The organism is Stenotrophomonas sp. YJH_SMC_73, from assembly GCF_059370155.1.
Genome location: NZ_JCAFTJ010000005.1, coordinates 1 through 20,984, shown reverse-complemented (window position 1 = coordinate 20,984; position 20,984 = coordinate 1). Strand labels below are relative to the sequence as shown.

Genomic DNA, 20,984 nt, shown 5'->3' with positions numbered 1-20,984 from the left:
TTCTGTAGAGCCGAGCCCACGCTCGGCTTCAACGGAAAATCGAAAGCAGCCGAGCATGGCTCGGCTCTACAGCGGCTGGTCGGGCTCCACCGGCACGATCGCCGCCTCACCGTCTTCAGCCCCCGGCGAACGCACATCCGCAGTGCGCGCACGTGGACCGCGCGGCATGTCCAGTTCGTCTGCATGCTGCAGCCGCGCACGCACCTGCGGCAGCGACTGCGGATGCTCGCGCGCGAGGAAATCGAGCATGCGTTCGCGCACCAGGCAGCGCAGATCGAAGGCATCACCGGAGCTGCGCGCACTGACCAGCAGGCGCACCTGGATCGCGCGCTCGCTGGTCTCGGTCACCTGGGTCACGCAGACCCGGCCATCCCACAGCGCTTCACCGCGGCAGATGCGTTCCAGCTCGGCACGGATCGCTGCCACCGGGGCACGATAGTCCAGCCACAGGAACGCGGTGCCGAGCAGGTCGGCGCTGCGCCGCGTCCAGTTCTGGAAGGGGTTCTCGATGAACCAGGTCAGCGGCACCACCATTCGCCGCTCATCCCAGATGCGCACCACCACATAGCTGCTGCCGATCTCCTCGATGCGCCCCCACTCGCCTTCGACGATCACCACATCATCCAGCCGGATCGGCTGCGTCACTGCGATCTGCAGGCCGGCGATCAGATTGCCGAACACGGGCTTTGCAGCGATACCGGCCACCAGGCCGATCAGGCCCGCCGAGGCCAGCAGCGCGGTGCCGATCTTCTGCACCATGGGGAAGGTCAGCAGCACCAGCGACGCGCCCAGCACGATGATGCCGCCCATCAGCACGCGGCTGAGCACCCGCGTCTGGGTCTGGATGCGGCGCGCCTCCAGGTTGTCGGAGACATCGATGGGATGGCTGCGCAGGATGGCACGTTCGCCCGCCGCCACCGCCCGCACCAGCAGCCAGATGAAGCACGCGGTCAGCGCGATATGCAGCACCCGTTGCAGGTTGCCCAGAACGGGATCCTGCAGCGGCGTGGCCTGCAATGCAGGGATCAACAGCAGCAGCGGCCATGCGGTGGCCATCGGCAGCCCGAGCACACGCCCGATACGCGCGCGCCGACGATCGCGCCCCTTCAGCCGATGGTAGATCCACAGGATCAGCCACGCGCCGATGCCGCCCACCACTACGGCCAATCCCAACGGCCATGCGTATGCCTGTGCGCTTTGCCAGTGCACCGTTGCCACCTCCACTCGAACAGCCAAGTGGACAGACTCGCGCATGGCGCATGAGCGCCACGTCAGTCGTTCGTAAGCAGGGTGTTGGTCGGCAGGGCTTGCAGCCCTGCACCTGCGGTAGTGCCGGCCGCTGGCCGGCAACCTCAACAGCAACAGCCGAAGCAGAAGCGGGCTTCCTGTGGGATGGCGGAGTGGGGCCGGTTGCGGGAGACGCCGTGAATCCCGCTCCGCGGTCCGGCCCAGCCGCTGGCGGCTGTGCCGGACCCCGGAGGGGGGTTCACGGCGTGTCCTGCCTGCCCACATCGCCCCGCCATCCCACGGAATGCATGCTGTTGCCGTTGCTTAGGCCGTTGCCGTTGCCGTTGCGTCAGCAGGTGCAGGGCTGCAAGCCCTGCCGCAACGCCCTTACCGCACCTGCTCCTGCTTGCGCACGATCGCCATCGCGATCTCCAGCGACTGCTCGTAGTTCAACCGCGGGTCCACCGTCGAACGATACGCGCGTTCCAGGTCGCGCTCGGTCAGTTCGCGCGCGCCACCGGTGCATTCGGTCACGTCTTCGCCCGTCAGTTCCAGGTGCACACCGCCCAGTCGCGTGCCTGCGGCCGCATGCAGATCGAACGACATCTCCACTTCGCCACGCACGTTGTCGAAGCGGCGCGTCTTGAAGCCATTGGCGGTGCTCTCGGTATTGCCATGCATCGCGTCACACACCCACAGCACGCGACGGCCATCGCGCTTGACCGCATCCAGCAGCGGCGGCAGCTTATCGGCAATCTGCGCTGCCCCCATGCGGTGGATGAAGCTCAGTCGCCCTGGCTCGTCATGCGGGTTGAGCACATCGATCAGGCGCAGCAGCTGGTCCGGCGTCACCGACGGGCCGACCTTGATCGCAATCGGATTGCGCACGCCACGCAGGTATTCCACGTGCGCGCCGTCAAGCGCGGCGGTGCGCATGCCGATCCACGGGTAATGCGTGCTCAGGTTCAACCAGCCCTGCTGGCGCGGCACCTGCCGGGTCAGCGCCTGCTCGTAGGGCAGCAGCAGCGCTTCATGCGAGGTGTAGAAGTCGATGCGGTTGAGGTTGTGCACGCGGGCCCCGGCCAGGGTTTCCATGAAGTGCACCGCATCACCGATCGACGCCACCATCTTCTGGTACTCGGCGGCCAGCGGCGAATGCCGCACCCACTCCAGGTTCCAGTACTCCGGATGATGCAGGTCGGCGAAGCCGCCATCGATCAGCGCACGCACGAAGTTCATGGTCATCGCCGAATGCGCATGCGCCTGCAGCATCCGCTTCGGATCCGGCAGGCGCGCCGCCTCGGTGAACGCCGGCGCATTGATCACATCGCCGCGGTAGCTGGGCAGGGTCACGCCGTCGCGGGTCTCGGTATCGGCCGAACGCGGCTTGGCGTACTGGCCGGCAAAGCGCCCGACGCGGATCACCGGCTGGCGAAGGCCATGCACCAGCACCAGGCTCATCTGCAGCAGCACTTTCAATCGGTTGGAAATCGTGCCCGATTCGCAGTCGCTGAAGTTCTCGGCGCAATCGCCGCCCTGCAGCAGGAAGCGCTTGCCTTCCTGGGCCTCGGCCAACTGCTGCTTCAGCGCCAGGATTTCCCACGAGGTGACCAGCGGCGGCAGGCGCTTCAGCTCATGCAGTGCAGCGTCCAGCGCCACCGGGTCCGGGTAGGTCGGCATCTGCAGCGCGGTCTTGCCGCGCCAGCTCTCCGGCGACCAGGCAGCGCCAGCGGCGGTCGCGGCAGGATCGAGGACGGGCGGAACGGCGGACAGGCTCATTGCAGACTTCCGGGGAGGGGGGCGGTCATGGTCGCAGAGCCAGCCGCTGGCGCAAAGGGCTGGGCACGCCCTGCACATGACTGAACGCCGGGGAAAGGGCATCGCGATCGGCCAGAAACCGCATGGCCACGGCCGCCCGGACAGGCGCATGATTCGCCACGCACTGTTACGAAGTAACACTCCGTCCCCGTCGGACCCTTCCACAGCCTATCTGCCATGAAGCCCTCCCTGCTCGCTACCGGCATTACCTTCGCCCTGACCCTGGCCAGTCTGCCCACCCTCGCTATGGCCGCCGATGCCGCCGCTCCCGTGAAGGACCTCGACACGGTCACTGTCAGCGCCCAGCTCGACCAAGCCCGCAATGCGCTGTCGCCGGACATCGGCAGCAGCCAGTACCAGATCACCGCCGAGGACATCCAGAAGCAGCCGCTGGGTGCCTCCGCGCCGCTCAGCCAGGTGCTGCTGCAGGCTCCGGGCGTGGTCCAGGATTCCTACGGTGGCGTGCACGTGCGCGGCGACCACGCGAACCTGCAGTACCGCATCAACGGCGTACTGCTGCCCGAATCGATCTCCGGCTTCGGCCAGACCCTGGATGCCCGCACCATCAAGAGCATCCGCCTGATGGACGGGGCGCTGCCGGCGCAGTTCGGCGAGCGCACCGCTGCGGTGGTCGACATCACCACCCGCAGCGGCGCCGAGCTCGGCAATGGCGGCAGCGCCGGTCTGACCGCAGGCTCGTTCGGCAAGATCAATCCGAATGCCTCGTGGTGGGGCAATCAAGGGCGCTGGAGCTGGTTCCTGACCGGCAACTACGACCAGAACGAGGTCGGCCTGGAGAACCCGACCCGCTCGCGCAAGCCGCTGCACGACGACACGCACCAGGGCAAAGCCTTCGCCGACCTGACCTACCTGGTCAACGAGAACACCCGCCTGAGCGTGTTCGCCGGCTTTGCCAACAATCGCTTCCAGATCCCGGTCAATCCCGGGCAGACCCCGCAGTTCGGTTACCTGGACACGACCACCTTCGACTCCAGCCAGCTGGATGAAACCCAGCGCGAGACCACCCGCTTCGGCATGCTGGTGCTGCAGGGCACGCTGGGCGGCACCGCCTACCAGCTGTCCGCCGGGCAGCGCTACAGCGACGTGGCGTTCAACCCGGATGTCATCGGCGATCTGGTATTCAGTGGCGTCGCCTCGCAGGTCCAGCGCAGCAACCGCGCCAACACGCTGCAGGCCGACTTCTCCACCCCGCTGGGCAACGACCACACGCTGCGCTACGGCCTGTACGGCAACTACGAGAATGCGCGCGCCAGCAACAACAGCTGGGTGTTCCCGGTCGATGGCGCCGGCCAGCAATCCAGCACCACGCCACTGCTGATTCCAGACCGCAGCGCCTTCCACGCCAGTACGCTGGCGGTGTACGTGCAGGATGAGTGGAAGATCGGCGACGACTGGACAGTGAACTACGGCCTGCGTGGTGATCGGTACAAGGCCTTCGGCCGCACCGAGGGCCAGCTCAGCCCCCGCGTGGGCGCGGTCTGGAATGCCAGCGACAGCACCACCGTGCATGCCGGCTATTCGCGTTACTTCACGCCACCGGCCAGTGAGCTGATCGCCAGCAGCGATATCGCCCTGTACGACGGCACCACCAACCAGCAGCCGGGCGGCGGCAACAACATTCCGCTGGCCGAACGCAGCGACTACTACGACATCGGCGTCTCGCAGCAGCTGGGTGAACACCTGACCCTGGGCCTGGACGCCTACGACCGCCGCGTCGCGCGCCTGCAGGACGAAGGCCAGTTCGGCGCCGCCTACATCTACTCGACGTTCAACTACCGCCGCGGCCATATCCGTGGGCTGGAGTTCAGTGCCGACTACAGCAACGGTCCGTTCAGCGCCTACTTCAACGCGGCGTACAACAAGGCCATCGGCACCCAGGTCATCACCAGCCAGTACAACCTCGATCCGGACGCGCTGGCCTATGTGGCCGACCACTGGATCCACCTGGACCACGACCAGAAGCTGACGTCGTCGGGGGGCTTCAGCTACGCCTTCGCCGGGCACAACCGGGTCGGTGCCAACTACGTGTTCGGCAGCGGCCTGCGTTCGGATATCGAGGGCGTGCCCAACGGCGGCGAGCTGCCGTCCTACCTGCAGGTGAACCTCAGCGCCGGGCATGATTTCAATGCCGACAGCGGCCATCCGCTGCACGTGCAGCTGGCCGTGATCAACGCATTGGATCGCAGCTACCAGCTGCGCGATGGCGGCGGTGTGGGCGTGTTCGCCCCGCAATGGGGACCGCGCCGCGGCGCCTACCTGAGCCTGCAGCAGGACTTCTGAGGAGACAGGGGTCGGATCCCTTTCCGCAGGAAAGGGCTCTGACCCCGCACCGGGAATGGGGTCAGAGCCCTTTGCGATGCAAAGGGATCCGACCCCATCCTGCTTCAGCGCTTGACCTTGCGCAGCGACACCACCAGTGCCCACAGCGCCAGCAGCACGAACCACACGCCCGACCACATCGGCATGGTCAGGCCCAGGAACGTCCAGTCGATGTTGCCGCAGTTGCCGGTACCGGTCAGCACCGTGCGGAACACTTCCAGCGGCCCCATGGTCTCGCGCAGGAAGCTCAGCGGCGGGCCACAGGTCGCGCCCATCTCCGGCGGCAGCATCTGCACGTAGACGTGGCGCGCAGCGATGCCCACGCCGACGGCCGCCGCGATGAAGGCGAGCACGCCGTAGGTGGCGCGGCCGGGACGGTTGGACGGCCCATGCAGCGCACCGATCAGGAACAACAGGCCCAGCGCGGCAAAAGCCAGGCGCTGGAAGATGCACAGCGGGCACGGCTCCAGGCCCATCTTCAGCTGCAGGAAGATCGCGTAGCCGAGCAGGCCCGCGCAGATCAGGAAGCCCAGGAAGAACTGGGCGCGGAAGGGCCAGCGCAGTGGATTCATCGTCAACGCTCGAATGGATCAAGGCGCCAAGCGTAACCGAGAGCGCGCCCCATTCGAACCGCCACAGGTGACGCCTGTCGGAACGGTGCGGGTCGGATCCCTTTGCGAATGCAAAGGGATCTGACCTGCGGTGCTGCCTGCTCGGGGTCAGAGCCCTTTCCTGCGGAAAGGGATCCGACCCCTGGAAACGCAAAAGCCCGGCAGGAGCCGGGCTTTCGCTGTGTCGCGTTGGAGCGGTCCGATTACTCGGCCACTTCCTCGGCCACGACCGGACGGTCAACCAGCTCGACGTAGGCCATCGGTGCGTTGTCGCCGGCGCGGAAACCGCACTTCAGCAGGCGCAGGTAGCCGCCCGGACGGTTCGCGTAGCGCGGGCCCAGGATGGTGAACAGGTTGCCCACGGCTTCGTTGTCGCGCAGGCGGGCGAAGGCCAGACGGCGGTTGGCGACCGAGTCGACCTTGGCCAGAGTGATCAGCGGCTCGGCAACGCGGCGCAGTTCCTTGGCCTTCGGCAGGGTGGTCTTGATCAGCTCGTGCTTGAACAGCGAGGCGGCCATGTTCTTGAACATCGCTTCGCGGTGCGCGCTGGTGCGGCTGAACTTACGGCCAGACTTCTGGTGACGCATGGTGATATTCCTTGGTTAATGATGCGGCTGTGTGGATCGTTGTCGCCATCCTGGCGTTACTGCGCGGACTGCGGTTGGTCCTGGCCGCCCGTCCTGGACGACCTGCCCGCGAACCTGCGGTTCGTCGTGGCATGGTGTGTTGCGTTGAAGGCTCCACCGCGAGCGGTGGAGCCTCCAGGCATTACCGATATCAGCCCAGCATGCCGTGGCTGGCGACGCCGGCCGGCGGCCAGTTCTCCAGCTTCATGCCGAGGGACAGGCCGCGCTGAGCCAGCACTTCCTTGATCTCGGTGAGCGACTTCTTGCCCAGGTTCGGGGTCTTCAGCAGCTCCACTTCGGTCTTCTGGATCAGATCGCCGATGTAGTAGATGCTTTCAGCCTTCAGGCAGTTGGCCGAACGCACGGTCAGCTCCAGATCGTCGATCGGGCGCAGCAGCACCGGATCCACGCCGTTGTTGGCCGGCTTGGCCGCACCGCGGTCGCGGTGGGTGAAGTCACCGAACACCGACAGCTGGTCGCTGAGGATGTCGGCGGCGGTGCGCACGGCTTCCTCGGCATCGATGGTGCCGTTGGTCTCGATATCGATGACCAGCTTGTCCAGGTCGGTACGCTGTTCGACACGCGCCGCTTCCACGGCGTAGGCGACACGGCGGACCGGCGAGAACGAGGCATCCAGGACCAGGCGGCCGATGGCACGGGTTTCTTCGTCCGGACGACGACGCGCGGCAGCCGGCTGGTAGCCGAAACCACGTTCGATCTTCAGACGCATGTTGATCGCCGTATCCTTGGTCAGGTGGCAGATCACATGGTCGCCGTTCAGGATCTCCACATTGTGGTCGACCTTGATGTCGGCAGCGGTGACAACGCCCGGGCCCTGCTTGGACAGGGACAGGGTGGCGCTGTCGCCGGAGTGCATACGGATGGCCACGTCCTTCAGGTTCAGCAGGACTTCGAGCACGTCCTCCTGCAGACCTTCGACCGTGGTGTACTCATGCAACACGCCGTCGATTTCGACTTCCGTGATGGCGAAGCCCGGGATGGACGACAGCAGCACGCGACGCAGGGCATTACCCAGCGTATGCCCGTAACCCCGCTCCAAAGGTTCGATAACGACCTTTGCACGGGTGTCGGTAAGGCGTTCGATCTGCGGACCGCGAGGACGCAGAACCTGGTTGGCGGTAACCGTCATGTTGCGGGTTCTCCTAGTGAACCCCCGGCCGTCGCCGGGGGCTCTCCAATGTGAATTACTTCGAATACAGCTCGACGATCAGCGCTTCGTTGATGTCCGCAGGCAGATCCGAACGATCCGGAACAGCCTTGAAGATGCCGGTGAACTTGCCGGAATCCACTTCAACCCACGACGGGCTCAGGTCATGCTGGGCGGCGACGGTCAGGGCTTCCTGGACGCGCAGCTGCTTGGCAGCCTTTTCAGACAGGGCGATGGCGTCGCCAGCCTTGACCTGGTACGAAGCCAGGTTGACCGACTTGCCATTCACGGTGACGCCGCGGTGCGACACCAGCTGACGGGCAGCCGGACGGGTCACGGCGAAGCCCATGCGGTAGACGACGTTGTCCAGGCGGGTTTCCAGCAGCTGCAGCAGGTTCTCGCCGGTGTTGCCCTTCTTGGTCGAGGCCTTCTTGTAGTAGTTGCGGAACTGACGCTCCAGCAGGCCGTAGATACGCTTGACCTTCTGCTTTTCACGCAGCTGGGTGGCGTAGTCGGACAGCTTGCCCTTGCGGGCAGTGGCGCCGTGCTGGCCGGGCTTCTGCTCCAGCTTGCACTTCGAGTCCAGCGCACGCGCCGGGCTCTTCAGGGACAGGTCGGCGCCTTCGCGGCGGGCGAGCTTACAGGTAGGACCGATATAACGAGCCATTTCTTATCGCTCCCTTTAGACGCGACGCTTCTTCGGCGGACGGCACCCGTTGTGCGGGATAGGCGTCACGTCGATGATGTTGGTGATCTTGTAGCCGACGTTGTTCAACGAACGCACGGCCGACTCACGGCCCGGACCCGGGCCCTTGATGCGGACTTCCAGCGACTTCACGCCGTAGTCCAGCGCAGCACGACCGGCCTTTTCAGCAGCCACCTGGGCAGCGAACGGGGTCGACTTGCGCGAACCGCGGAAGCCAGCGCCACCGGAGGTCGCCCACGACAGAGCATTGCCCTGGCGGTCGGTGATGGTGACGATGGTGTTGTTGAACGAAGCGTGGACGTGGGCAACGCCGTCGGTGACGACGCGCTTGATCTTCTTCTTGGTCTTAGCAGCGGGCTTAGCCATTTCTCAGTCCCTTACTTCTTGATCGCCTTGCGCGGACCCTTGCGGGTGCGGGCGTTGGTACGGGTGCGCTGGCCACGCAGCGGGAGGCCACGACGGTGACGCAGGCCGCGGTAGCAGCCCAGGTCCATCAGGCGCTTGATCGCGATACCGATTTCACGGCGCAGATCGCCTTCCACGATGTACTTGCCGACTTCGGCGCGCAGGCGCTCGATTTCCGGCTCCGACAGATCGCGGATCTTGGTGGTCGAAGCAACGCCTGCGACTTCGCAGACCTTCTTCGAACGGGTACGGCCGATGCCGTAAATGCTTTGCAACCCGACCCAGACATGCTTCTGGGCTGGCAGGTTGACGCCTGCAATACGCGCCATGACGCGGTTCTCCAGCTGAGTGATGGCCGACAGCGCGCCTCGGGCACGCCAATCCGGCAGGATGGATCAAAAAAGTGAACTAGCGATACTAACAAGGTTCCGGTTTACATGGAAGCCCGTGAAACCATTGGTTTCATGAACCCGGCCTGGGGAGTGTGCCCAGGCTCCGGCGCCGGATGGGGTTGGACCTGGGGTTTCCCCCGGGGCCGCCCGCGCTACTCCAGCGCGGGACCACCTCATCACACCCCCACCCGGAACCGCTGCGGGGGCCGCCCTTCGTTTGTGTGGCCGGAGTCCGCGAAGCGGAGGGACCATCACGTCAGGAAGACGAAAGTATAACAGGCCTATCAGCCGCGGGCAAAACCGCCGCGGTTGCCACCCTTCAGGTTGGCCTTCTTCAGCAGGCTCTCGTACTGGTGGGACATCAGGTGCGCCTGCACCTGGGCGATGAAGTCCATCACCACCACCACCACGATCAGCAGCGAAGTACCACCGAAGTAGAACGAGGCGTTCAGCTGCGTGCGCATCAGTTCCGGCAGCAGGCAGACGATCACCAGGTACGCCGAGCCGGCCGCGGTCAGGCGGGTCAGCACGCCGTCGATGTAGTCGGCGGTCGCCTTGCCCGGACGGATGCCCGGAATCAGCGCACCGGACTTCTTCAGGTTGTCGGCGGTTTCCTGCGAGTTGAACACCAGCGCGGTATAGAAGAACGCGAAACCGGTGATCAGCGCAGCGAACACGATCATGTGCAGCGGCTCGCCCGGGCCCAGGGCGTTGGCGACCTTCTGCAGGACCTGGCCGAAGCTGCTCTGGTTGGCGGCCTGGCCGGACCACATGGCCAGGGTGGCCGGGAAGGCCAGCAGGCTCGAGGCAAAGATCGCCGGGATGACGCCGGCCATGTTGAGCTTCAGCGGCAGGAACGAGGTCTGGTTCATGTACGCGTTGCGACCACCCTGGCGGCGCGCGTAATTGACCGTGATCCGGCGCTGGCCACGCTCGACGAACACCACGAAGAAGGTGAAGGCGAGCACGACGATGGCGATCAGCAGCAGCTGGATGAACTGGATGTTGCCGTCGCGGTAGGCATCGAAGGTGTGGATGACCGCACCCGGCAGGCCCGCCACGATACCGGCGAAGATGATCAGCGACACGCCGTTGCCGATGCCGCGCTCGGTGACCTGCTCACCGACCCACATCAGGAACATGGTGCCGGCGGTCAGTGCGACCACGGCAGTGAGCACGAAGCCCATGCCCGGCGCATACACGACCGGAGCGCCCGACGGCGAGACCTGGCCCTGCAGGGCCAGCGCGATCGAGCCGCCCTGCACCACTGCCAGCAGCACGGCGCCGATGCGCGAATACTGGGTGATCTTGCGGCGGCCGGACTCACCTTCCTTCTGCATCGCCTTCAGGGCGGGGAAGATGTGCACGGCCAGCTGCATCACGATCGATGCCGAGATGTACGGCATCACGTTCAGCGCGAAGATGCTGAAACGGTGCAGGGCGCCGCCCGAGAACATGTTGAACATGTCCACGATGCCGCCGCCCTGCTGTTGCATCATGGCAAGCATGGCATCGGGATTGACGCCCGGCACCGGCACGTAGCAGCCGATGCGATAGACGATCAAAGCCCCGACGACGAACAGCAAACGTTGGCGAAGTTCAGTGAACTTGCCCATTCCGCCCGCGAGGTTACCGATGCCAGCTTGCGCCATGATTTTCTTACTCCGTTACGCTGCCGCCGGCAGCTTCGATTGCAGCCTTGGCACCCGCCGTGGCAGCAATACCCTTCAGGGTGAACGCCTTGGTCACTTCGCCCTTGACGACGACCTTGGCCTTCTTTGCGGTGCTCGGGACCAGCTTGGCAGCACGCAGGGCGGCGAAATCGATCTCACCGGCCGGCAGCTTGTCCAGCGCGTACAGCAGCACTTCAGCGGTGTCCTTGGCGATCGGCGAACGGAAGCCGATCTTCGGCAGACGACGCTGCATGGGGGTCTGGCCGCCTTCGAAGCCAGCCTTGATCTTGCCGCCACCCTTACGGGCGAACGAACCCTTGTGGCCGCGGCCGGCAGTCTTGCCCAGGCCCGAGCCGATACCGCGGCCGACGCGGGTGCGCTCGGTGCGGGCGCCCGGTGCCGGGCTCAGTTCATTGAGACGCAGAGTCATGGTCGATTACTCCTCAACCTGGACGAGGTACTGAACCTTGTTGATCAGGCCGCGTACCTGCGGGCTGTCCTTCAGTTCACGCACATCGTTGAGCTTGTTCAGGCCCAGGGCACGCACCGACAGGCGGTGACGCGACTGGGTACCACGCAGGCCACGCACCAGGCGGACCTTCACAGTCTTGTTGGACTCATTAGCCATGGTTGAGTTCCTCCACCTTCTTGCCGCGCTTGGCCGCGATGCGAGCCGGCGACTGCGCAGCAGACAGGCCCTTCACGGTGGCACGCACCAGGTTGATCGGGTTACGCGAACCGGTGGCCTTGGCCAGCACGTTCTTCACGCCAACGGCTTCCAGCACGGCGCGCATGGCACCGCCGGCGATCACGCCGGTACCTTCCGAAGCCGGCTGCATGAACACGCGGGCTGCGCCGTGACCATCCTTGATGGTGTGCCACAGGGTGCCGTTGTTCAGGTCAACGCTGACCAGGTTCTTGCGGGCCTGTTCCATCGACTTCTGGATGGCGACCGGCACTTCGCGGGCCTTGCCATAACCGAAACCGACCTTGCCTTCGCCGTCGCCGACAACGGTCAGGGCGGTGAAGGTGAACTGGCGGCCACCCTTGACGGTCTTGCTGACGCGGTTGACCGCGACCAGCTTTTCGATCATGCCGTCGTCGATCTTCTCTTCGCGGTTACGGTCGCGATCGCGACCCCGCTGCTGACGCTCTTCTGCCATGTTGATTCCTTGGTTGTTTGGGTATGTACGGCTCGAGGCCGCTTATGGTTGTGGAGTGACGCGTTGTTCCGGTGGGCCACTGCAGAAGAGCGGCGCCGTCCAGCCTCGCTCAGGCTGGCGAGCAGGCAGGCAGGAGGCCATCGGCCCCCTGCCCTTGTCCCTTAGAACTGCAGGCCGGCTTCGCGGGCCGCTTCTGCCAGGGCCTTGATGCGGCCGTGGTAGCGGTAGCCCGAACGATCGAAGGCAACCTTCTCGACGCCGGCGGCCTTGGCGCGCTCGGCGACGATGCGGCCAACCTTGGCAGCGGCATCGGCGTTCTTGCCGTTCTTCAGGCCTTCCTTGACGTCGGTCTGGGTGGTGTTGGCGGCAGCCAGCACCTTCGAACCGTCAGCGGTGAAGACCTGGGCGTACAGGTGCTGGCCGGTGCGCAGCACCGACAGGCGGGCGACGCCGAGCTCACGGATGTGGGCGCGGGTCGACTTGGCGCGACGCAGGCGGGCGATGTTCTTGTTCATTTTGATTATTCCTTGAAAGCTGAAGGATGGGCTTCTCCCTGAGGAGTCCGCACATGGATGTGCGGGCTCTTGCGAGGGACTCGCACTTACGCCTTCTTGGCTTCCTTACGGATGATGACTTCGTCGGAGTACTTCACGCCCTTGCCCTTGTACGGCTCCGGCTTGCGGAACGCACGGATCTTGGCGGCGACTTCACCGACGACCTGCTTGTCAGCGCCCTGGACCAGGATCTCGGTCTGGGTCGGGGTGGTGATGGTGATGCCTTCCGGCGCCACGAACACGACCGGGTGCGAGAAGCCCAGCGACAGGCTCAGGTCCTTGCCCTGCATGGCAGCGCGGTAACCCACGCCAACCAGCTCCAGCTTGCGCTCGAAGCCTTCGGACACGCCCTTGACCATGTTGGACAGGATCGCACGCACGGTGCCGGTCAGTGCGACCAGCTCGGCGTTCTCGGTGCTCAGGGTGGCAACGCCATTGTCGACGTTGATGGCAATGCCGGCCGGCTTGGCCAGCGACAGGGTGCCCTTCGGGCCCTTGGCGGTGACGCTGTCCGACTGGACGTTCAGTTCAACCTTACCCAGGGTGATCGGCTTCTTGGCTACGCGGGACATAGTTCTACTCCTTTCGCCTTAGGCCACGAAGCACAGGACTTCGCCGCCGACGCCCAGCTGGCGCGCCTGCGCATCAGTCATGATGCCCTTGGAGGTGGAAATGATGGAGATACCCAGGCCGTTCATGACCTTCGGCAGCTCGCTCTTGCCGCGGTACTGGCGCAGGCCCGAACGCGAGAAGCGCTTCAGGGTCGCGATGACCGGCTTGCCTTCGAAATACTTCAGCACGATTTCCAGCTCGGACTTGTTGTTTTCCAGCTGGGTCACGCGCAGGTCGGTGATGTAACCCTCGTCCTTCAGGACCTGGGCGATCGCAACCTTGATCTTGGACGACGGGGCTTTCACCGTCTGCTTGCCAACTGCGGCCGCATTCTTGATGCGGACCAGCAGGTCGGCGATGGGATCAGTCATGCTCATATGAGTACCTTTGAGTGCACCGATATCCGCTTTCGCGAAAATCTGTTGTCTCCTGGAAACGGGCCAGGTCCCTTGATGCAGCGGGCCGGGGCCCACTCCTACAACCCCGTCTGCACAGGGCAAGACGCGGGAGTATACGCCAAAAGAGCCCGACTTGCGTCGGGCTCTTCGGGTTTTTTCGCAGAAAGGAAGCTGAACAGCCCCCTCCCCCGGTTCAGCACCCCCGCAAGGGGGTGCTGAGCGCAGGGCCGGCTGGGATTACCAGCTGGCCTTGCGCAGGCCCGGGACGTCGCCACGCATGGTGGCTTCGCGCAGCTTGTTGCGGCCGAGGCCGAACTTGCTGTACACGCCACGCGGACGACCCGACAGCTCGCAACGGTTGCGCTGACGGCTCGGCGACGAATCGCGCGGCAGCTTGGCCAGCTTGGTTGCGGCGTCGATCTTCTCCTCGTAGGTCGCGTCCACGGAGGACACGATCTTCTTCAGAGCCGCACGCTTCTCAGCGTACTTCTTGGCCAGCTTTTCCCGCTTGATGTCGCGGTTGACCATGGAGGTCTTTGCCATTTCGGTTTCCTCGACAGATCAGTTACGGAACGGGAACTTGAACGCTGCCAGCAGCGCCTTCGCTTCCGCGTCGGTCTTCGCAGTGGTGGTGATGGCGATATCCATACCGCGGATCGCGTCGACGGCGTCGAAGTCGATTTCCGGGAAGATGATCTGTTCCTTCACACCCATGTTGAAGTTGCCGCGGCCGTCGAAGGAACGACCGGAAACACCACGGAAGTCGCGCACGCGCGGCAGCGAGATGTTGATCAGGCGGTCCAGGAACTCATACATCTTGTGGCGACGCAGCGTGGTCTTGCAGCCGATCGGCCAACCATCACGGATCTTGAACGACGCAACCGAGATACGCGACTTGGTGACAACCGGCTTCTGGCCGGAAATCTTGGTCATGTCCGCGACGGCGTTTTCCAGGATCTTCTTGTTGGTGGCAGCCTCGCCGACACCCATGTTCAGGGTGACCTTGACGAGCTTCGGTACTTCCATCGGATTGGTGTAGCCGAACTGCTTCATCAGCGCCGGCACCACTTCTTCCTTGTAGATCTTTTCGAGACGGGAAGTCATCTTCACATTCCTCAGGCGTCGAGCGCCTCACCGCTGGAGCGGAACACACGCAGTTTGCGTCCATCCTCCAGCACCTTGAAGCCAACGCGTTCGCCCTTGCCCGAAGCCGGGTTCAGCACGTTCACGTTGGAGATATGGATCGAAGCTTCGCGCTCGACCACGCCGCCGGCAACACCTGCCTGCGGGTTCGGCTTGGTGTGGCGCTTGACGATGTTCACGTTGGCGACGACCACACGGTCGCCGTCGACGCGGACGACTTCGCCCTGCTTGCCCTTGTCCTTGCCAGCGTTGACGACAACCTGGTCGCCCTTCTTGATACGGTTAGCCATGATTATCTCCTGTCGCTCACAGCACTTCGGGAGCGAGCGAGACGATCTTCATGAACTTCTCCGAACGAAGTTCACGGGTCACCGGCCCGAAGATACGGGTACCGATCGGCTCCTGCTTGTTGTTCAGCAGGACGGCAGCGTTGCCGTCGAAGCGGATCAGCGAACCGTCGGCGCGACGCACACCCTTGCGGGTACGCACCACGACGGCGTCATACACTTCACCCTTCTTGACCTTGCCGCGCGGAATCGCATCCTTCACGGTGACCTTGATGATGTCGCCGATGCCGGCGTAACGGCGCTTGGAACCACCCAGCACCTTGAAGCACATCACCTGCTTGGCACCCGAATTGTCCGCGACGTCAAGGTAGCTCTGCATCTGGATCATGATTCAGACTCCTTATTCAGCCGCACGCGTGATGACTTCCACCACGCGCCAGTTCTTGGTCTTGGACATCGGAGCAATCTCGGTCACGCGGACGACATCGCCTTCCTTGCAGGCGTTGTCGGCATCGTGGGCGTGCAGCTTGGTCGAGCGCTTGATGTACTTGCCGTACAGCGCGTGCTTGACCTGACGCTCAACCAGGACGGTAACCGTCTTGTCCATCTTGTTGCTGACGACACGGCCTTCGACCGTGCGCAGCGTCTTCTTTTCAGTATTGTCGCTCATAGCGGCCATCCTTACTTCGTGCTGCCGAGCAGGGTCTTGACGCGAGCAATCTCGCGACGGACCCGGCGAATGTCGTGGGTCTTCGGCAGCTGGCCGGTGACCTGCTGCATACGGACAGAGAACTGTTCCTTACGCAGGTCGATCAGGTGGGCCTTGAGTTCGTCAGCCGACTTTTCACGGAGAGTTTTGATATCCATCAGCGCACCGTACGGGTCACGAAAGTGGTGGTGACCGAGAGCTTGGCGGCGGCCAGGCGGAACGCCTCGCGAGCCACTTCCTCGGAAACACCCTCGATTTCATAGATCATGCGGCCGGGCTGGATCTGGGCCACCCAGTATTCCACGTTACCCTTACCCGAACCCATTCGAACTTCGATGGGCTTCTTGGTGATGGGCTTGTCGGGGAACACGCGGATCCACATCTTGCCGCCGCGCTTGACGTAGCGGCTGATCGAGCGGCGGGCCGCTTCGATCTGACGCGCGGTCAGCTGACCGTGTGCGGTTGCCTTCAGGCCGTATTCGCCGAAGCTGACAGCGTTGGCGCTCCAGCTCAGGCCATCGTTACGGCCCTTGTGTACCTTGCGGTACTTGGTTCGCTTGGGTTGCAACATTGTCGTTACCTCGCTTCACGGGCCGGGCGCTGACGGTCACCACGGTCGCCGCGATCGTGACGATCGTTGCGCGACGGGGTGTCGTCCTGCTTTTCCTGGCCAACCTGGGAGAAATCGAAGACCTCGCCCTTGTAGATCCAGACCTTGATGCCGATGATGCCGTAGGTCGTCTTGGCTTCAGCGAAGCCATAGTCGATGTCGGCACGCAGGGTGTGCAGCGGCACGCGGCCTTCGCGGTACCACTCCGAACGGGCGATTTCAGCACCGTTGAGGCGGCCACCAACGTTGACCTTGATGCCCAGGGCACCCAGGCGCATCGCGTTGCCGACCGAGCGCTTCATTGCACGGCGGAACATGATGCGACGCTCCAGCTGCTGGGCGATCGACTCGGCAACGAGCTGCGCGTCCAGTTCCGGCTTGCGCACTTCGGTGACGTTGATGTGCGCCGGGACGCCCATCATCTCGCTCACTTCCTTGCGCAGCTTCTCGATGTCCTCACCGCGCTTGCCGATCACCACGCCCGGACGGGCGGTGTGGATCGTCACGCGAGCGGTCTTGGCCGGACGCTCGATCAGGATCTTGCTGATGCCGGCCTGGGCCAGCTTCTTGCGCAGCATTTCGCGCACTTTCAGGTCGGCTGCCAGGTAACCGGCGAACTCGGCCTTGTTGGCGTACCACTTGGAGTTCCAGTCCTTGGAAATGCCGAGGCGGATACCAATCGGATGAACTTTATGACCCATGGTCTTTTCCTTATCCGCTTACTTGGCGGCGCCCACAACCACAGTGATGTGGCTGGTGCGCTTGAGGATGCGGGTACCGCGGCCTTTCGCCCGCGCCATGAAACGCTTCAGGGTCGGACCTTCATCAACCATGATGGTCTGAACCTTCAGCTCGTCGACGTCGGCGCCCTGGTTGTTCTCGGCGTTGGCAATTGCCGACTCCACCACCTTCTTGATCAGGTGGGCAGCCTTCTTGTCCGAGAACTTCAGCAGGTTGACCGCACGTTCGGCCGGCAGACCGCGCACCTGGTCAGCGACCAGACGAGCCTTCTGCGGGGAGATGCGCGCAGTGCGCAGGATGGCTTTCGCTTCCATTGTCATCTCTCCTTACTTGCCCGACTTCTTGTCACCACCGTGACCCTTGAAGGTCCGGGTGATGGCAAATTCGCCGAGCTTGTGGCCGACCATGTTCTCGTTGACGAGAACCGGGATGTGGTTCTTGCCGTTATGCACGGCAATGGTGATGCCTACCATGTCAGGCAGGATCATCGAACGGCGCGACCAGGTCTTGATCGGCTTCTTGCTGCCCGCAGCGGCCTCCACCTTCTTGACGAGGTGGTGATCGACGAACGGGCCCTTCTTGAGTGAACGTGCCATGGTCGATTAGCCCCTACGATCGCGGACGATGAACTGCTGAGTGCGCTTGTTATGGCGCGTCTTGTAACCCTTGGTCGGAACACCCCACGGGGTGACCGGATGCGGGTTACCCTGGCCGGCCTTGGCCTCACCACCACCGTGCGGGTGGTCAACCGGGTTCATGGCAGCACCACGAACGGTCGGGCGGACGCCGCGCCAACGCTTGGCACCGGCCTTGCCCAGCTTTTCCAGGCTGTGCTCGTCGTTGCCGACTTCGCCGATGGTGGCGCAGCACTCGACCGGAACCTTGCGCATTTCACCCGAGCGCAGGCGCAGGGTGGCGTAGATGCCTTCGCGAGCCACCAGCTGCACGGCCGCACCAGCGGCGCGAGCGATCTGAGCGCCCTTGCCCGGCTTCAGCTCGATGCAGTGGATGGTGGTGCCGACCGGGATGTTGCGCAGCGGCAGGGTGTTGCCGGCCTTGATCGGGGCGTCCGAACCAGCGATCACCTGATCACCGGCCTTCAGGCCCTTCGGGGCGATGATGTAGCGACGCTCACCATCGACGTAGCACAGCAGGGCGATGTGGGCGGTGCGGTTCGGATCGTATTCGATGCGTTCCACGCGCGCCGGGATGCCCAGCTTGTTGCGCTTGAAGTCGATGATGCGGTAGTGCTGCTTGGCACCACCACCGACGTGACGCACGGTGATGCGGCCGTGGTGGTTGCGGCCACCCGAGCGGCTCTGCGACTCGACCAGTGCGGCGTGCGGAGCACCCTTGTGCAGGTCGGGCGTAACCACGCGCACGGCCGAACGGCGGCCGGGGGAAGTGGGCTTGAATTTCATCAATGGCATGGGATGTACCTCAGGCCTTGGCCGTTACATCGATCGACTGGCCGTCGGCCAGGCGAACGTACGCCTTGCGCCAATCGCCGCGGCGGCCAGCACGGTTACGGAAGGACTTGTTCTTGCCCTTGACGTTGACCACGTTGACGGCTTCGACCTTGACGTCGAACAGCTGCTCAACCGCGGCCTTTACATCGGCCTTGGTGGCTTCGTTCGAAACTTCGAAGACATACTGGTTGGAGAGTTCCTGCAGGCGCGCGGTCTTTTCGGAGACACGCGGGGCACGCAGCACGCTGAAGATTTTTTCGTTGCTGTTCATGCCAGCCACTCCTCGACCTTCTTGACCGCGTCAGCGGTGATGACGACCGTGTCGGCACCCACCAGCGAGACCGGATCCAGACCCTGGACGTCACGCACCTGCACGTACGGCAGATTGCGGGCGGACAGGTACAGGTGCTCGGACGCTTCTTCGGTGACGATCAGCGGGCGCTTGCCCACCTCCAGGCCGGCCAGCTTGGCGATCAGACCCTTCGTGTTGGTCACTTCGACATCGAAGGACTCCACGATGGTCAGACGGCCCTGACGGTTCAGCTCGGACAGGATCGCGCACATGGCGGCACGGTACTGCTTACGATTGACCTTCTGCTCGAAGCTGCGCGGCTTGGCCGCGAAGGTGACACCGCCGCCGACGAAGATCGGAGCCGTCAGTGCGCCATGACGCGCGCCGCCGCCCTTCTGCTTCTTCGACTTCTTGGTGGTACCAGCCACTTCGGAGCGAGTCTTCTGTGCCTTGGTGCCGGCGCGACCGGCGTTGCGGTAGGCAACGACGACCTGGTGGACCAGATCTTCGCTGAAATCGCGACCGAACACGGCGTCGGAGACCGAGACCTTGTTGTTGCTACCCGTGATAACGAGTTCCATCGTCATCTCTCCTTATGCCTTGCTCGCCGGACGGACGATCACATCGCCACCCGCCGCGCCCGGAACGGCGCCGCGAACGGCGATCAGACCGCGCTCGACGTCGACCTTGACCACTTCCAGGTTCTGGGTGCTCTGCTGCACCGCGCCCATGTGGCCCGACATCTTCTTGCCCGGGAAAACGCGACCCGGGGTCTGGCGCTGACCCAGCGAACCCGGCGCGCGATGCGACAGCGAGTTACCGTGGGTTGCATCGCCCATACGGAAGTTGTGGCGCTTGATGGTGCCCTGGAAGCCCTTACCCTTGGTGACACCCTGGACGTCGACGATCTGGCCGACTTCGAAGATGTCCGCCTTGACTTCGCCGCCAACGGCGAAATCGCCGAGCTGCGCGTCTTCAACGCGGAATTCCCACAGGCCACGACCCGCTTCCACCTTCGCCTTGGCGAAGTGGCCGGCTTCCGGCTTGTTGACCAGGGCAGCGCGACGCGCGCCGACGGTCACCTGCACGGCGCTGTAGCCGTCGGTTTCGACGGTCTTGATCTGCGCGATGCGGTTCGGGGTTGCTTCGATCAGGGTCACCGGGATGGAACGGCCATCTTCGGTGAACACGCGGCTCATGCCGGCCTTGCGGCCCACGAAGCCCAACGAATACTTCTTCGTCATGGTCGTAGTCCTCAGGTCAGCTTGATCTGAACGTCGACGCCGGCAGCCAGTTCGAGCTTCATCAGCGCGTCCACGGTCTTGTCATTCGGGTCAACGATATCGAGCACGCGCTTGTGCGTGCGGGTCTCGTACTGGTCACGCGCGTCCTTGTCGACGTGCGGGGAGACGAGAACGGTGTAACGCTCGATCTTGGTCGGCAGCGGGATCGGGCCACGCACTTGCGCGCCGGTCCGCTTTGCCGTTTCAACGATCTCGCTGGCCGAACGGTCGATCAGACGATGATCGAACGCTTTCAGCCGGATCCGGATCTTTTGGTCCGCCATGGCGGTAGGTTCCTTCGTTAAAAGAGCGACAGACAAAGCCTCTGGGTTGCTTTGCCCCATGAAATTCCTGAATACGGACGGCCCGCAGTCCTGCAGGCCGACAAGGTCACTCCATGGACCTCAAAAACGCAGGCAGACCAGTTTCCTGGCCTGCCCAGACGTAGAAGCATAATGGCACGCAAGGCAGCTGTCAACAGTCGCCTGTTGACGCCGCCTGAATGGCATTGACCCTTCCTGGTCCGGGGAACACAAGGCACATCCTGTGCCTGCTTTCCCATTTGATACGCCCCGATGCCCTACCCAGGCAACATCGGGGCGCAGATACTACCAGATTACTCGATGATCTTCGAGACCACGCCGGCGCCGACGGTACGGCCGCCTTCGCGGATGGCGAAGCGCAGGCCTTCGTCCATTGCCACCGGGTTGATCAGGGTGACGACCATCTTGACGTTGTCACCCGGCATCACCATTTC

General features: G+C 63.9%; 32 protein-coding genes. 1 reads left to right on the top strand and 31 read right to left on the bottom strand.

Going from position 1 to position 20,984, the window contains the following annotated elements; all coding sequences use genetic code 11:
* Positions 1 to 66: 66 nt before the first annotated feature.
* Together AC5P8R_RS09395 and AC5P8R_RS09390 are read right to left on the bottom strand one after the other, a co-directional pair.
* Positions 67 to 1,254 (bottom strand): mechanosensitive ion channel family protein, encoded by a 1,188-nt coding sequence (locus tag AC5P8R_RS09395; RefSeq protein WP_169411760.1) that lies wholly within the window; start codon positions 1,252 to 1,254, stop codon positions 67 to 69.
* Between the two features lie 360 nt (positions 1,255 to 1,614).
* On the bottom strand, positions 1,615 to 3,006 hold the full coding sequence (locus AC5P8R_RS09390) for a class II 3-deoxy-7-phosphoheptulonate synthase (RefSeq protein ID WP_014646058.1): 1,392 nt from the start codon (positions 3,004 to 3,006) through the stop codon (positions 1,615 to 1,617).
* A 216-nt stretch (positions 3,007 to 3,222) separates the two neighbouring features.
* Between AC5P8R_RS09390 and AC5P8R_RS09385 the strand changes: the two genes are divergently transcribed.
* Complete coding sequence (locus AC5P8R_RS09385; protein WP_014646057.1) at positions 3,223 to 5,346, top strand: TonB-dependent receptor; 2,124 nt, start codon at positions 3,223 to 3,225, stop codon at positions 5,344 to 5,346.
* Between the two features lie 104 nt (positions 5,347 to 5,450).
* Here AC5P8R_RS09385 and AC5P8R_RS09380 read toward each other — a convergent pair whose 3' ends face one another.
* The 29 genes from AC5P8R_RS09380 to AC5P8R_RS09240 all read right to left on the bottom strand — a co-directional run.
* Positions 5,451 to 5,957: a disulfide bond formation protein B gene (locus AC5P8R_RS09380; RefSeq protein ID WP_005415421.1), complete on the bottom strand. Its 507-nt coding sequence runs from the start codon at positions 5,955 to 5,957 to the stop codon at positions 5,451 to 5,453.
* Positions 5,958 to 6,199: 242 nt separating this feature from the next.
* A complete protein-coding gene (gene rplQ, locus AC5P8R_RS09375; RefSeq protein ID WP_005408217.1) occupies positions 6,200 to 6,583 on the bottom strand; it encodes a 50S ribosomal protein L17 in 384 nt (127 codons plus the stop codon).
* Positions 6,584 to 6,773: 190 nt separating this feature from the next.
* Positions 6,774 to 7,772 (bottom strand): DNA-directed RNA polymerase subunit alpha, encoded by a 999-nt coding sequence (locus AC5P8R_RS09370; protein ID WP_005408216.1) that lies wholly within the window; start codon positions 7,770 to 7,772, stop codon positions 6,774 to 6,776.
* A 55-nt stretch (positions 7,773 to 7,827) separates the two neighbouring features.
* Positions 7,828 to 8,457 carry a 30S ribosomal protein S4 gene (rpsD, locus tag AC5P8R_RS09365; RefSeq protein WP_004145446.1) on the bottom strand — a complete coding sequence of 210 codons (630 nt, stop codon included), beginning with the start codon at positions 8,455 to 8,457 and terminating at the stop codon, positions 7,828 to 7,830.
* Between the two features lie 15 nt (positions 8,458 to 8,472).
* Positions 8,473 to 8,862, bottom strand: coding sequence for a 30S ribosomal protein S11 (gene rpsK, locus AC5P8R_RS09360; RefSeq protein WP_004145443.1), 390 nt, complete (start codon positions 8,860 to 8,862; stop codon positions 8,473 to 8,475).
* Positions 8,863 to 8,873: 11 nt separating this feature from the next.
* The gene (gene rpsM / locus AC5P8R_RS09355) at positions 8,874 to 9,230 is read right to left on the bottom strand and encodes a 30S ribosomal protein S13 (protein ID WP_004154500.1); all 357 of its coding nucleotides are present in this window, start codon (positions 9,228 to 9,230) and stop codon (positions 8,874 to 8,876) included.
* 347 nt (positions 9,231 to 9,577) lie between these two features.
* A complete protein-coding gene (gene secY / locus AC5P8R_RS09350) occupies positions 9,578 to 10,945 on the bottom strand; it encodes a preprotein translocase subunit SecY (RefSeq protein ID WP_005415420.1) in 1,368 nt (455 codons plus the stop codon).
* 7 nt (positions 10,946 to 10,952) lie between these two features.
* A complete protein-coding gene (gene rplO, locus AC5P8R_RS09345) occupies positions 10,953 to 11,396 on the bottom strand; it encodes a 50S ribosomal protein L15 (protein WP_004154498.1) in 444 nt (147 codons plus the stop codon).
* 6 nt (positions 11,397 to 11,402) lie between these two features.
* Positions 11,403 to 11,594 carry a 50S ribosomal protein L30 gene (gene rpmD, locus AC5P8R_RS09340; RefSeq protein WP_005408214.1) on the bottom strand — a complete coding sequence of 64 codons (192 nt, stop codon included), beginning with the start codon at positions 11,592 to 11,594 and terminating at the stop codon, positions 11,403 to 11,405.
* Positions 11,587 to 12,129: a 30S ribosomal protein S5 gene (rpsE, locus tag AC5P8R_RS09335; RefSeq protein ID WP_005408213.1), complete on the bottom strand. Its 543-nt coding sequence runs from the start codon at positions 12,127 to 12,129 to the stop codon at positions 11,587 to 11,589. Before rpsE ends, rpmD begins: the two co-directional genes overlap by 8 nt.
* Positions 12,130 to 12,290: 161 nt before the next feature.
* Entirely contained in the window at positions 12,291 to 12,650 is a 360-nt protein-coding gene (rplR, locus tag AC5P8R_RS09330; RefSeq protein WP_169411773.1) for a 50S ribosomal protein L18, read from the bottom strand.
* 80 nt (positions 12,651 to 12,730) lie between these two features.
* A complete protein-coding gene (gene rplF / locus AC5P8R_RS09325; protein ID WP_014646052.1) occupies positions 12,731 to 13,255 on the bottom strand; it encodes a 50S ribosomal protein L6 in 525 nt (174 codons plus the stop codon).
* Positions 13,256 to 13,273: 18 nt separating this feature from the next.
* Positions 13,274 to 13,672: a 30S ribosomal protein S8 gene (rpsH, locus tag AC5P8R_RS09320; RefSeq protein ID WP_005408210.1), complete on the bottom strand. Its 399-nt coding sequence runs from the start codon at positions 13,670 to 13,672 to the stop codon at positions 13,274 to 13,276.
* Positions 13,673 to 13,930: 258 nt separating this feature from the next.
* Positions 13,931 to 14,236, bottom strand: a complete 306-nt coding sequence (gene rpsN, locus AC5P8R_RS09315) for a 30S ribosomal protein S14 (protein ID WP_005408209.1) — start codon at positions 14,234 to 14,236, stop codon at positions 13,931 to 13,933.
* An 18-nt stretch (positions 14,237 to 14,254) separates the two neighbouring features.
* Positions 14,255 to 14,797, bottom strand: coding sequence for a 50S ribosomal protein L5 (rplE, locus tag AC5P8R_RS09310; RefSeq protein ID WP_005415416.1), 543 nt, complete (start codon positions 14,795 to 14,797; stop codon positions 14,255 to 14,257).
* Positions 14,798 to 14,808: 11 nt separating this feature from the next.
* Positions 14,809 to 15,126, bottom strand: a complete 318-nt coding sequence (gene rplX, locus AC5P8R_RS09305) for a 50S ribosomal protein L24 (protein WP_004154490.1) — start codon at positions 15,124 to 15,126, stop codon at positions 14,809 to 14,811.
* A gap of 16 nt (positions 15,127 to 15,142) precedes the next feature.
* Complete coding sequence (gene rplN, locus AC5P8R_RS09300) at positions 15,143 to 15,511, bottom strand: 50S ribosomal protein L14 (protein WP_010483978.1); 369 nt, start codon at positions 15,509 to 15,511, stop codon at positions 15,143 to 15,145.
* 12 nt (positions 15,512 to 15,523) lie between these two features.
* Positions 15,524 to 15,793, bottom strand: a complete 270-nt coding sequence (gene rpsQ, locus AC5P8R_RS09295; protein ID WP_004154489.1) for a 30S ribosomal protein S17 — start codon at positions 15,791 to 15,793, stop codon at positions 15,524 to 15,526.
* An 11-nt stretch (positions 15,794 to 15,804) separates the two neighbouring features.
* A complete protein-coding gene (gene rpmC, locus AC5P8R_RS09290) occupies positions 15,805 to 15,990 on the bottom strand; it encodes a 50S ribosomal protein L29 (protein ID WP_004154487.1) in 186 nt (61 codons plus the stop codon).
* Positions 15,990 to 16,403 carry a 50S ribosomal protein L16 gene (rplP, locus tag AC5P8R_RS09285; RefSeq protein ID WP_004154486.1) on the bottom strand — a complete coding sequence of 138 codons (414 nt, stop codon included), beginning with the start codon at positions 16,401 to 16,403 and terminating at the stop codon, positions 15,990 to 15,992. Before rplP ends, rpmC begins: the two co-directional genes overlap by 1 nt.
* 5 nt (positions 16,404 to 16,408) lie before the next feature.
* Complete coding sequence (gene rpsC / locus AC5P8R_RS09280; RefSeq protein ID WP_004145350.1) at positions 16,409 to 17,143, bottom strand: 30S ribosomal protein S3; 735 nt, start codon at positions 17,141 to 17,143, stop codon at positions 16,409 to 16,411.
* A gap of 18 nt (positions 17,144 to 17,161) precedes the next feature.
* Positions 17,162 to 17,497 (bottom strand): 50S ribosomal protein L22, encoded by a 336-nt coding sequence (gene rplV / locus AC5P8R_RS09275; protein ID WP_004145348.1) that lies wholly within the window; start codon positions 17,495 to 17,497, stop codon positions 17,162 to 17,164.
* Between the two features lie 12 nt (positions 17,498 to 17,509).
* Complete coding sequence (gene rpsS, locus AC5P8R_RS09270; RefSeq protein ID WP_005415413.1) at positions 17,510 to 17,779, bottom strand: 30S ribosomal protein S19; 270 nt, start codon at positions 17,777 to 17,779, stop codon at positions 17,510 to 17,512.
* Between the two features lie 6 nt (positions 17,780 to 17,785).
* On the bottom strand, positions 17,786 to 18,613 hold the full coding sequence (gene rplB / locus AC5P8R_RS09265) for a 50S ribosomal protein L2 (protein WP_004145339.1): 828 nt from the start codon (positions 18,611 to 18,613) through the stop codon (positions 17,786 to 17,788).
* 10 nt (positions 18,614 to 18,623) lie between these two features.
* On the bottom strand, positions 18,624 to 18,923 hold the full coding sequence (rplW, locus tag AC5P8R_RS09260) for a 50S ribosomal protein L23 (protein WP_004145338.1): 300 nt from the start codon (positions 18,921 to 18,923) through the stop codon (positions 18,624 to 18,626).
* On the bottom strand, positions 18,920 to 19,525 hold the full coding sequence (rplD, locus tag AC5P8R_RS09255) for a 50S ribosomal protein L4 (protein WP_004145337.1): 606 nt from the start codon (positions 19,523 to 19,525) through the stop codon (positions 18,920 to 18,922). Before rplD ends, rplW begins: the two co-directional genes overlap by 4 nt.
* Before the next feature lie 12 nt (positions 19,526 to 19,537).
* Positions 19,538 to 20,188: a 50S ribosomal protein L3 gene (rplC, locus tag AC5P8R_RS09250; protein ID WP_004145336.1), complete on the bottom strand. Its 651-nt coding sequence runs from the start codon at positions 20,186 to 20,188 to the stop codon at positions 19,538 to 19,540.
* 11 nt (positions 20,189 to 20,199) lie between these two features.
* A complete protein-coding gene (gene rpsJ, locus AC5P8R_RS09245) occupies positions 20,200 to 20,511 on the bottom strand; it encodes a 30S ribosomal protein S10 (protein WP_005408208.1) in 312 nt (103 codons plus the stop codon).
* A gap of 332 nt (positions 20,512 to 20,843) precedes the next feature.
* Positions 20,844 to 20,984: EF-Tu C-terminal domain-related protein (locus AC5P8R_RS09240; RefSeq protein ID WP_487247787.1), on the bottom strand; the 141-nt coding region annotated here is incomplete at its 5' end.

Coding starts and splice junctions, on each gene's coding strand:
- AC5P8R_RS09395 (WP_169411760.1), bottom strand. CDS start 1,254: ATGCGCGAGTCTGTCCACTTGGCTGTTCGAGTGGAGGTGGCAACGGTG.
- AC5P8R_RS09390 (WP_014646058.1), bottom strand. CDS start 3,006: ATGAGCCTGTCCGCCGTTCCGCCCGTCCTCGATCCTGCCGCGACCGCC.
- AC5P8R_RS09385 (WP_014646057.1), top strand. CDS start 3,223: ATGAAGCCCTCCCTGCTCGCTACCGGCATTACCTTCGCCCTGACCCTG.
- AC5P8R_RS09380 (WP_005415421.1), bottom strand. CDS start 5,957: ATGAATCCACTGCGCTGGCCCTTCCGCGCCCAGTTCTTCCTGGGCTTC.
- rplQ (WP_005408217.1), bottom strand. CDS start 6,583: ATGCGTCACCAGAAGTCTGGCCGTAAGTTCAGCCGCACCAGCGCGCAC.
- AC5P8R_RS09370 (WP_005408216.1), bottom strand. CDS start 7,772: ATGACGGTTACCGCCAACCAGGTTCTGCGTCCTCGCGGTCCGCAGATC.
- rpsD (WP_004145446.1), bottom strand. CDS start 8,457: ATGGCTCGTTATATCGGTCCTACCTGTAAGCTCGCCCGCCGCGAAGGC.
- rpsK (WP_004145443.1), bottom strand. CDS start 8,862: ATGGCTAAGCCCGCTGCTAAGACCAAGAAGAAGATCAAGCGCGTCGTC.
- rpsM (WP_004154500.1), bottom strand. CDS start 9,230: ATGGCGCGTATTGCAGGCGTCAACCTGCCAGCCCAGAAGCATGTCTGG.
- secY (WP_005415420.1), bottom strand. CDS start 10,945: ATGGCGCAAGCTGGCATCGGTAACCTCGCGGGCGGAATGGGCAAGTTC.
- rplO (WP_004154498.1), bottom strand. CDS start 11,396: ATGACTCTGCGTCTCAATGAACTGAGCCCGGCACCGGGCGCCCGCACC.
- rpmD (WP_005408214.1), bottom strand. CDS start 11,594: ATGGCTAATGAGTCCAACAAGACTGTGAAGGTCCGCCTGGTGCGTGGC.
- rpsE (WP_005408213.1), bottom strand. CDS start 12,129: ATGGCAGAAGAGCGTCAGCAGCGGGGTCGCGATCGCGACCGTAACCGC.
- rplF (WP_014646052.1), bottom strand. CDS start 13,255: ATGTCCCGCGTAGCCAAGAAGCCGATCACCCTGGGTAAGGTTGAACTG.
- rpsH (WP_005408210.1), bottom strand. CDS start 13,672: ATGAGCATGACTGATCCCATCGCCGACCTGCTGGTCCGCATCAAGAAT.
- rpsN (WP_005408209.1), bottom strand. CDS start 14,236: ATGGCAAAGACCTCCATGGTCAACCGCGACATCAAGCGGGAAAAGCTG.
- rplE (WP_005415416.1), bottom strand. CDS start 14,797: ATGACTTCCCGTCTCGAAAAGATCTACAAGGAAGAAGTGGTGCCGGCG.
- rplX (WP_004154490.1), bottom strand. CDS start 15,126: ATGGCTAACCGTATCAAGAAGGGCGACCAGGTTGTCGTCAACGCTGGC.
- rplN (WP_010483978.1), bottom strand. CDS start 15,511: ATGATCCAGATGCAGAGCTACCTTGACGTCGCGGACAATTCGGGTGCC.
- rpsQ (WP_004154489.1), bottom strand. CDS start 15,793: ATGAGCGACAATACTGAAAAGAAGACGCTGCGCACGGTCGAAGGCCGT.
- rpmC (WP_004154487.1), bottom strand. CDS start 15,990: ATGGATATCAAAACTCTCCGTGAAAAGTCGGCTGACGAACTCAAGGCC.
- rplP (WP_004154486.1), bottom strand. CDS start 16,403: ATGTTGCAACCCAAGCGAACCAAGTACCGCAAGGTACACAAGGGCCGT.
- rpsC (WP_004145350.1), bottom strand. CDS start 17,143: ATGGGTCATAAAGTTCATCCGATTGGTATCCGCCTCGGCATTTCCAAG.
- rplV (WP_004145348.1), bottom strand. CDS start 17,497: ATGGAAGCGAAAGCCATCCTGCGCACTGCGCGCATCTCCCCGCAGAAG.
- rpsS (WP_005415413.1), bottom strand. CDS start 17,779: ATGGCACGTTCACTCAAGAAGGGCCCGTTCGTCGATCACCACCTCGTC.
- rplB (WP_004145339.1), bottom strand. CDS start 18,613: ATGCCATTGATGAAATTCAAGCCCACTTCCCCCGGCCGCCGTTCGGCC.
- rplW (WP_004145338.1), bottom strand. CDS start 18,923: ATGAACAGCAACGAAAAAATCTTCAGCGTGCTGCGTGCCCCGCGTGTC.
- rplD (WP_004145337.1), bottom strand. CDS start 19,525: ATGGAACTCGTTATCACGGGTAGCAACAACAAGGTCTCGGTCTCCGAC.
- rplC (WP_004145336.1), bottom strand. CDS start 20,188: ATGACGAAGAAGTATTCGTTGGGCTTCGTGGGCCGCAAGGCCGGCATG.
- rpsJ (WP_005408208.1), bottom strand. CDS start 20,511: ATGGCGGACCAAAAGATCCGGATCCGGCTGAAAGCGTTCGATCATCGT.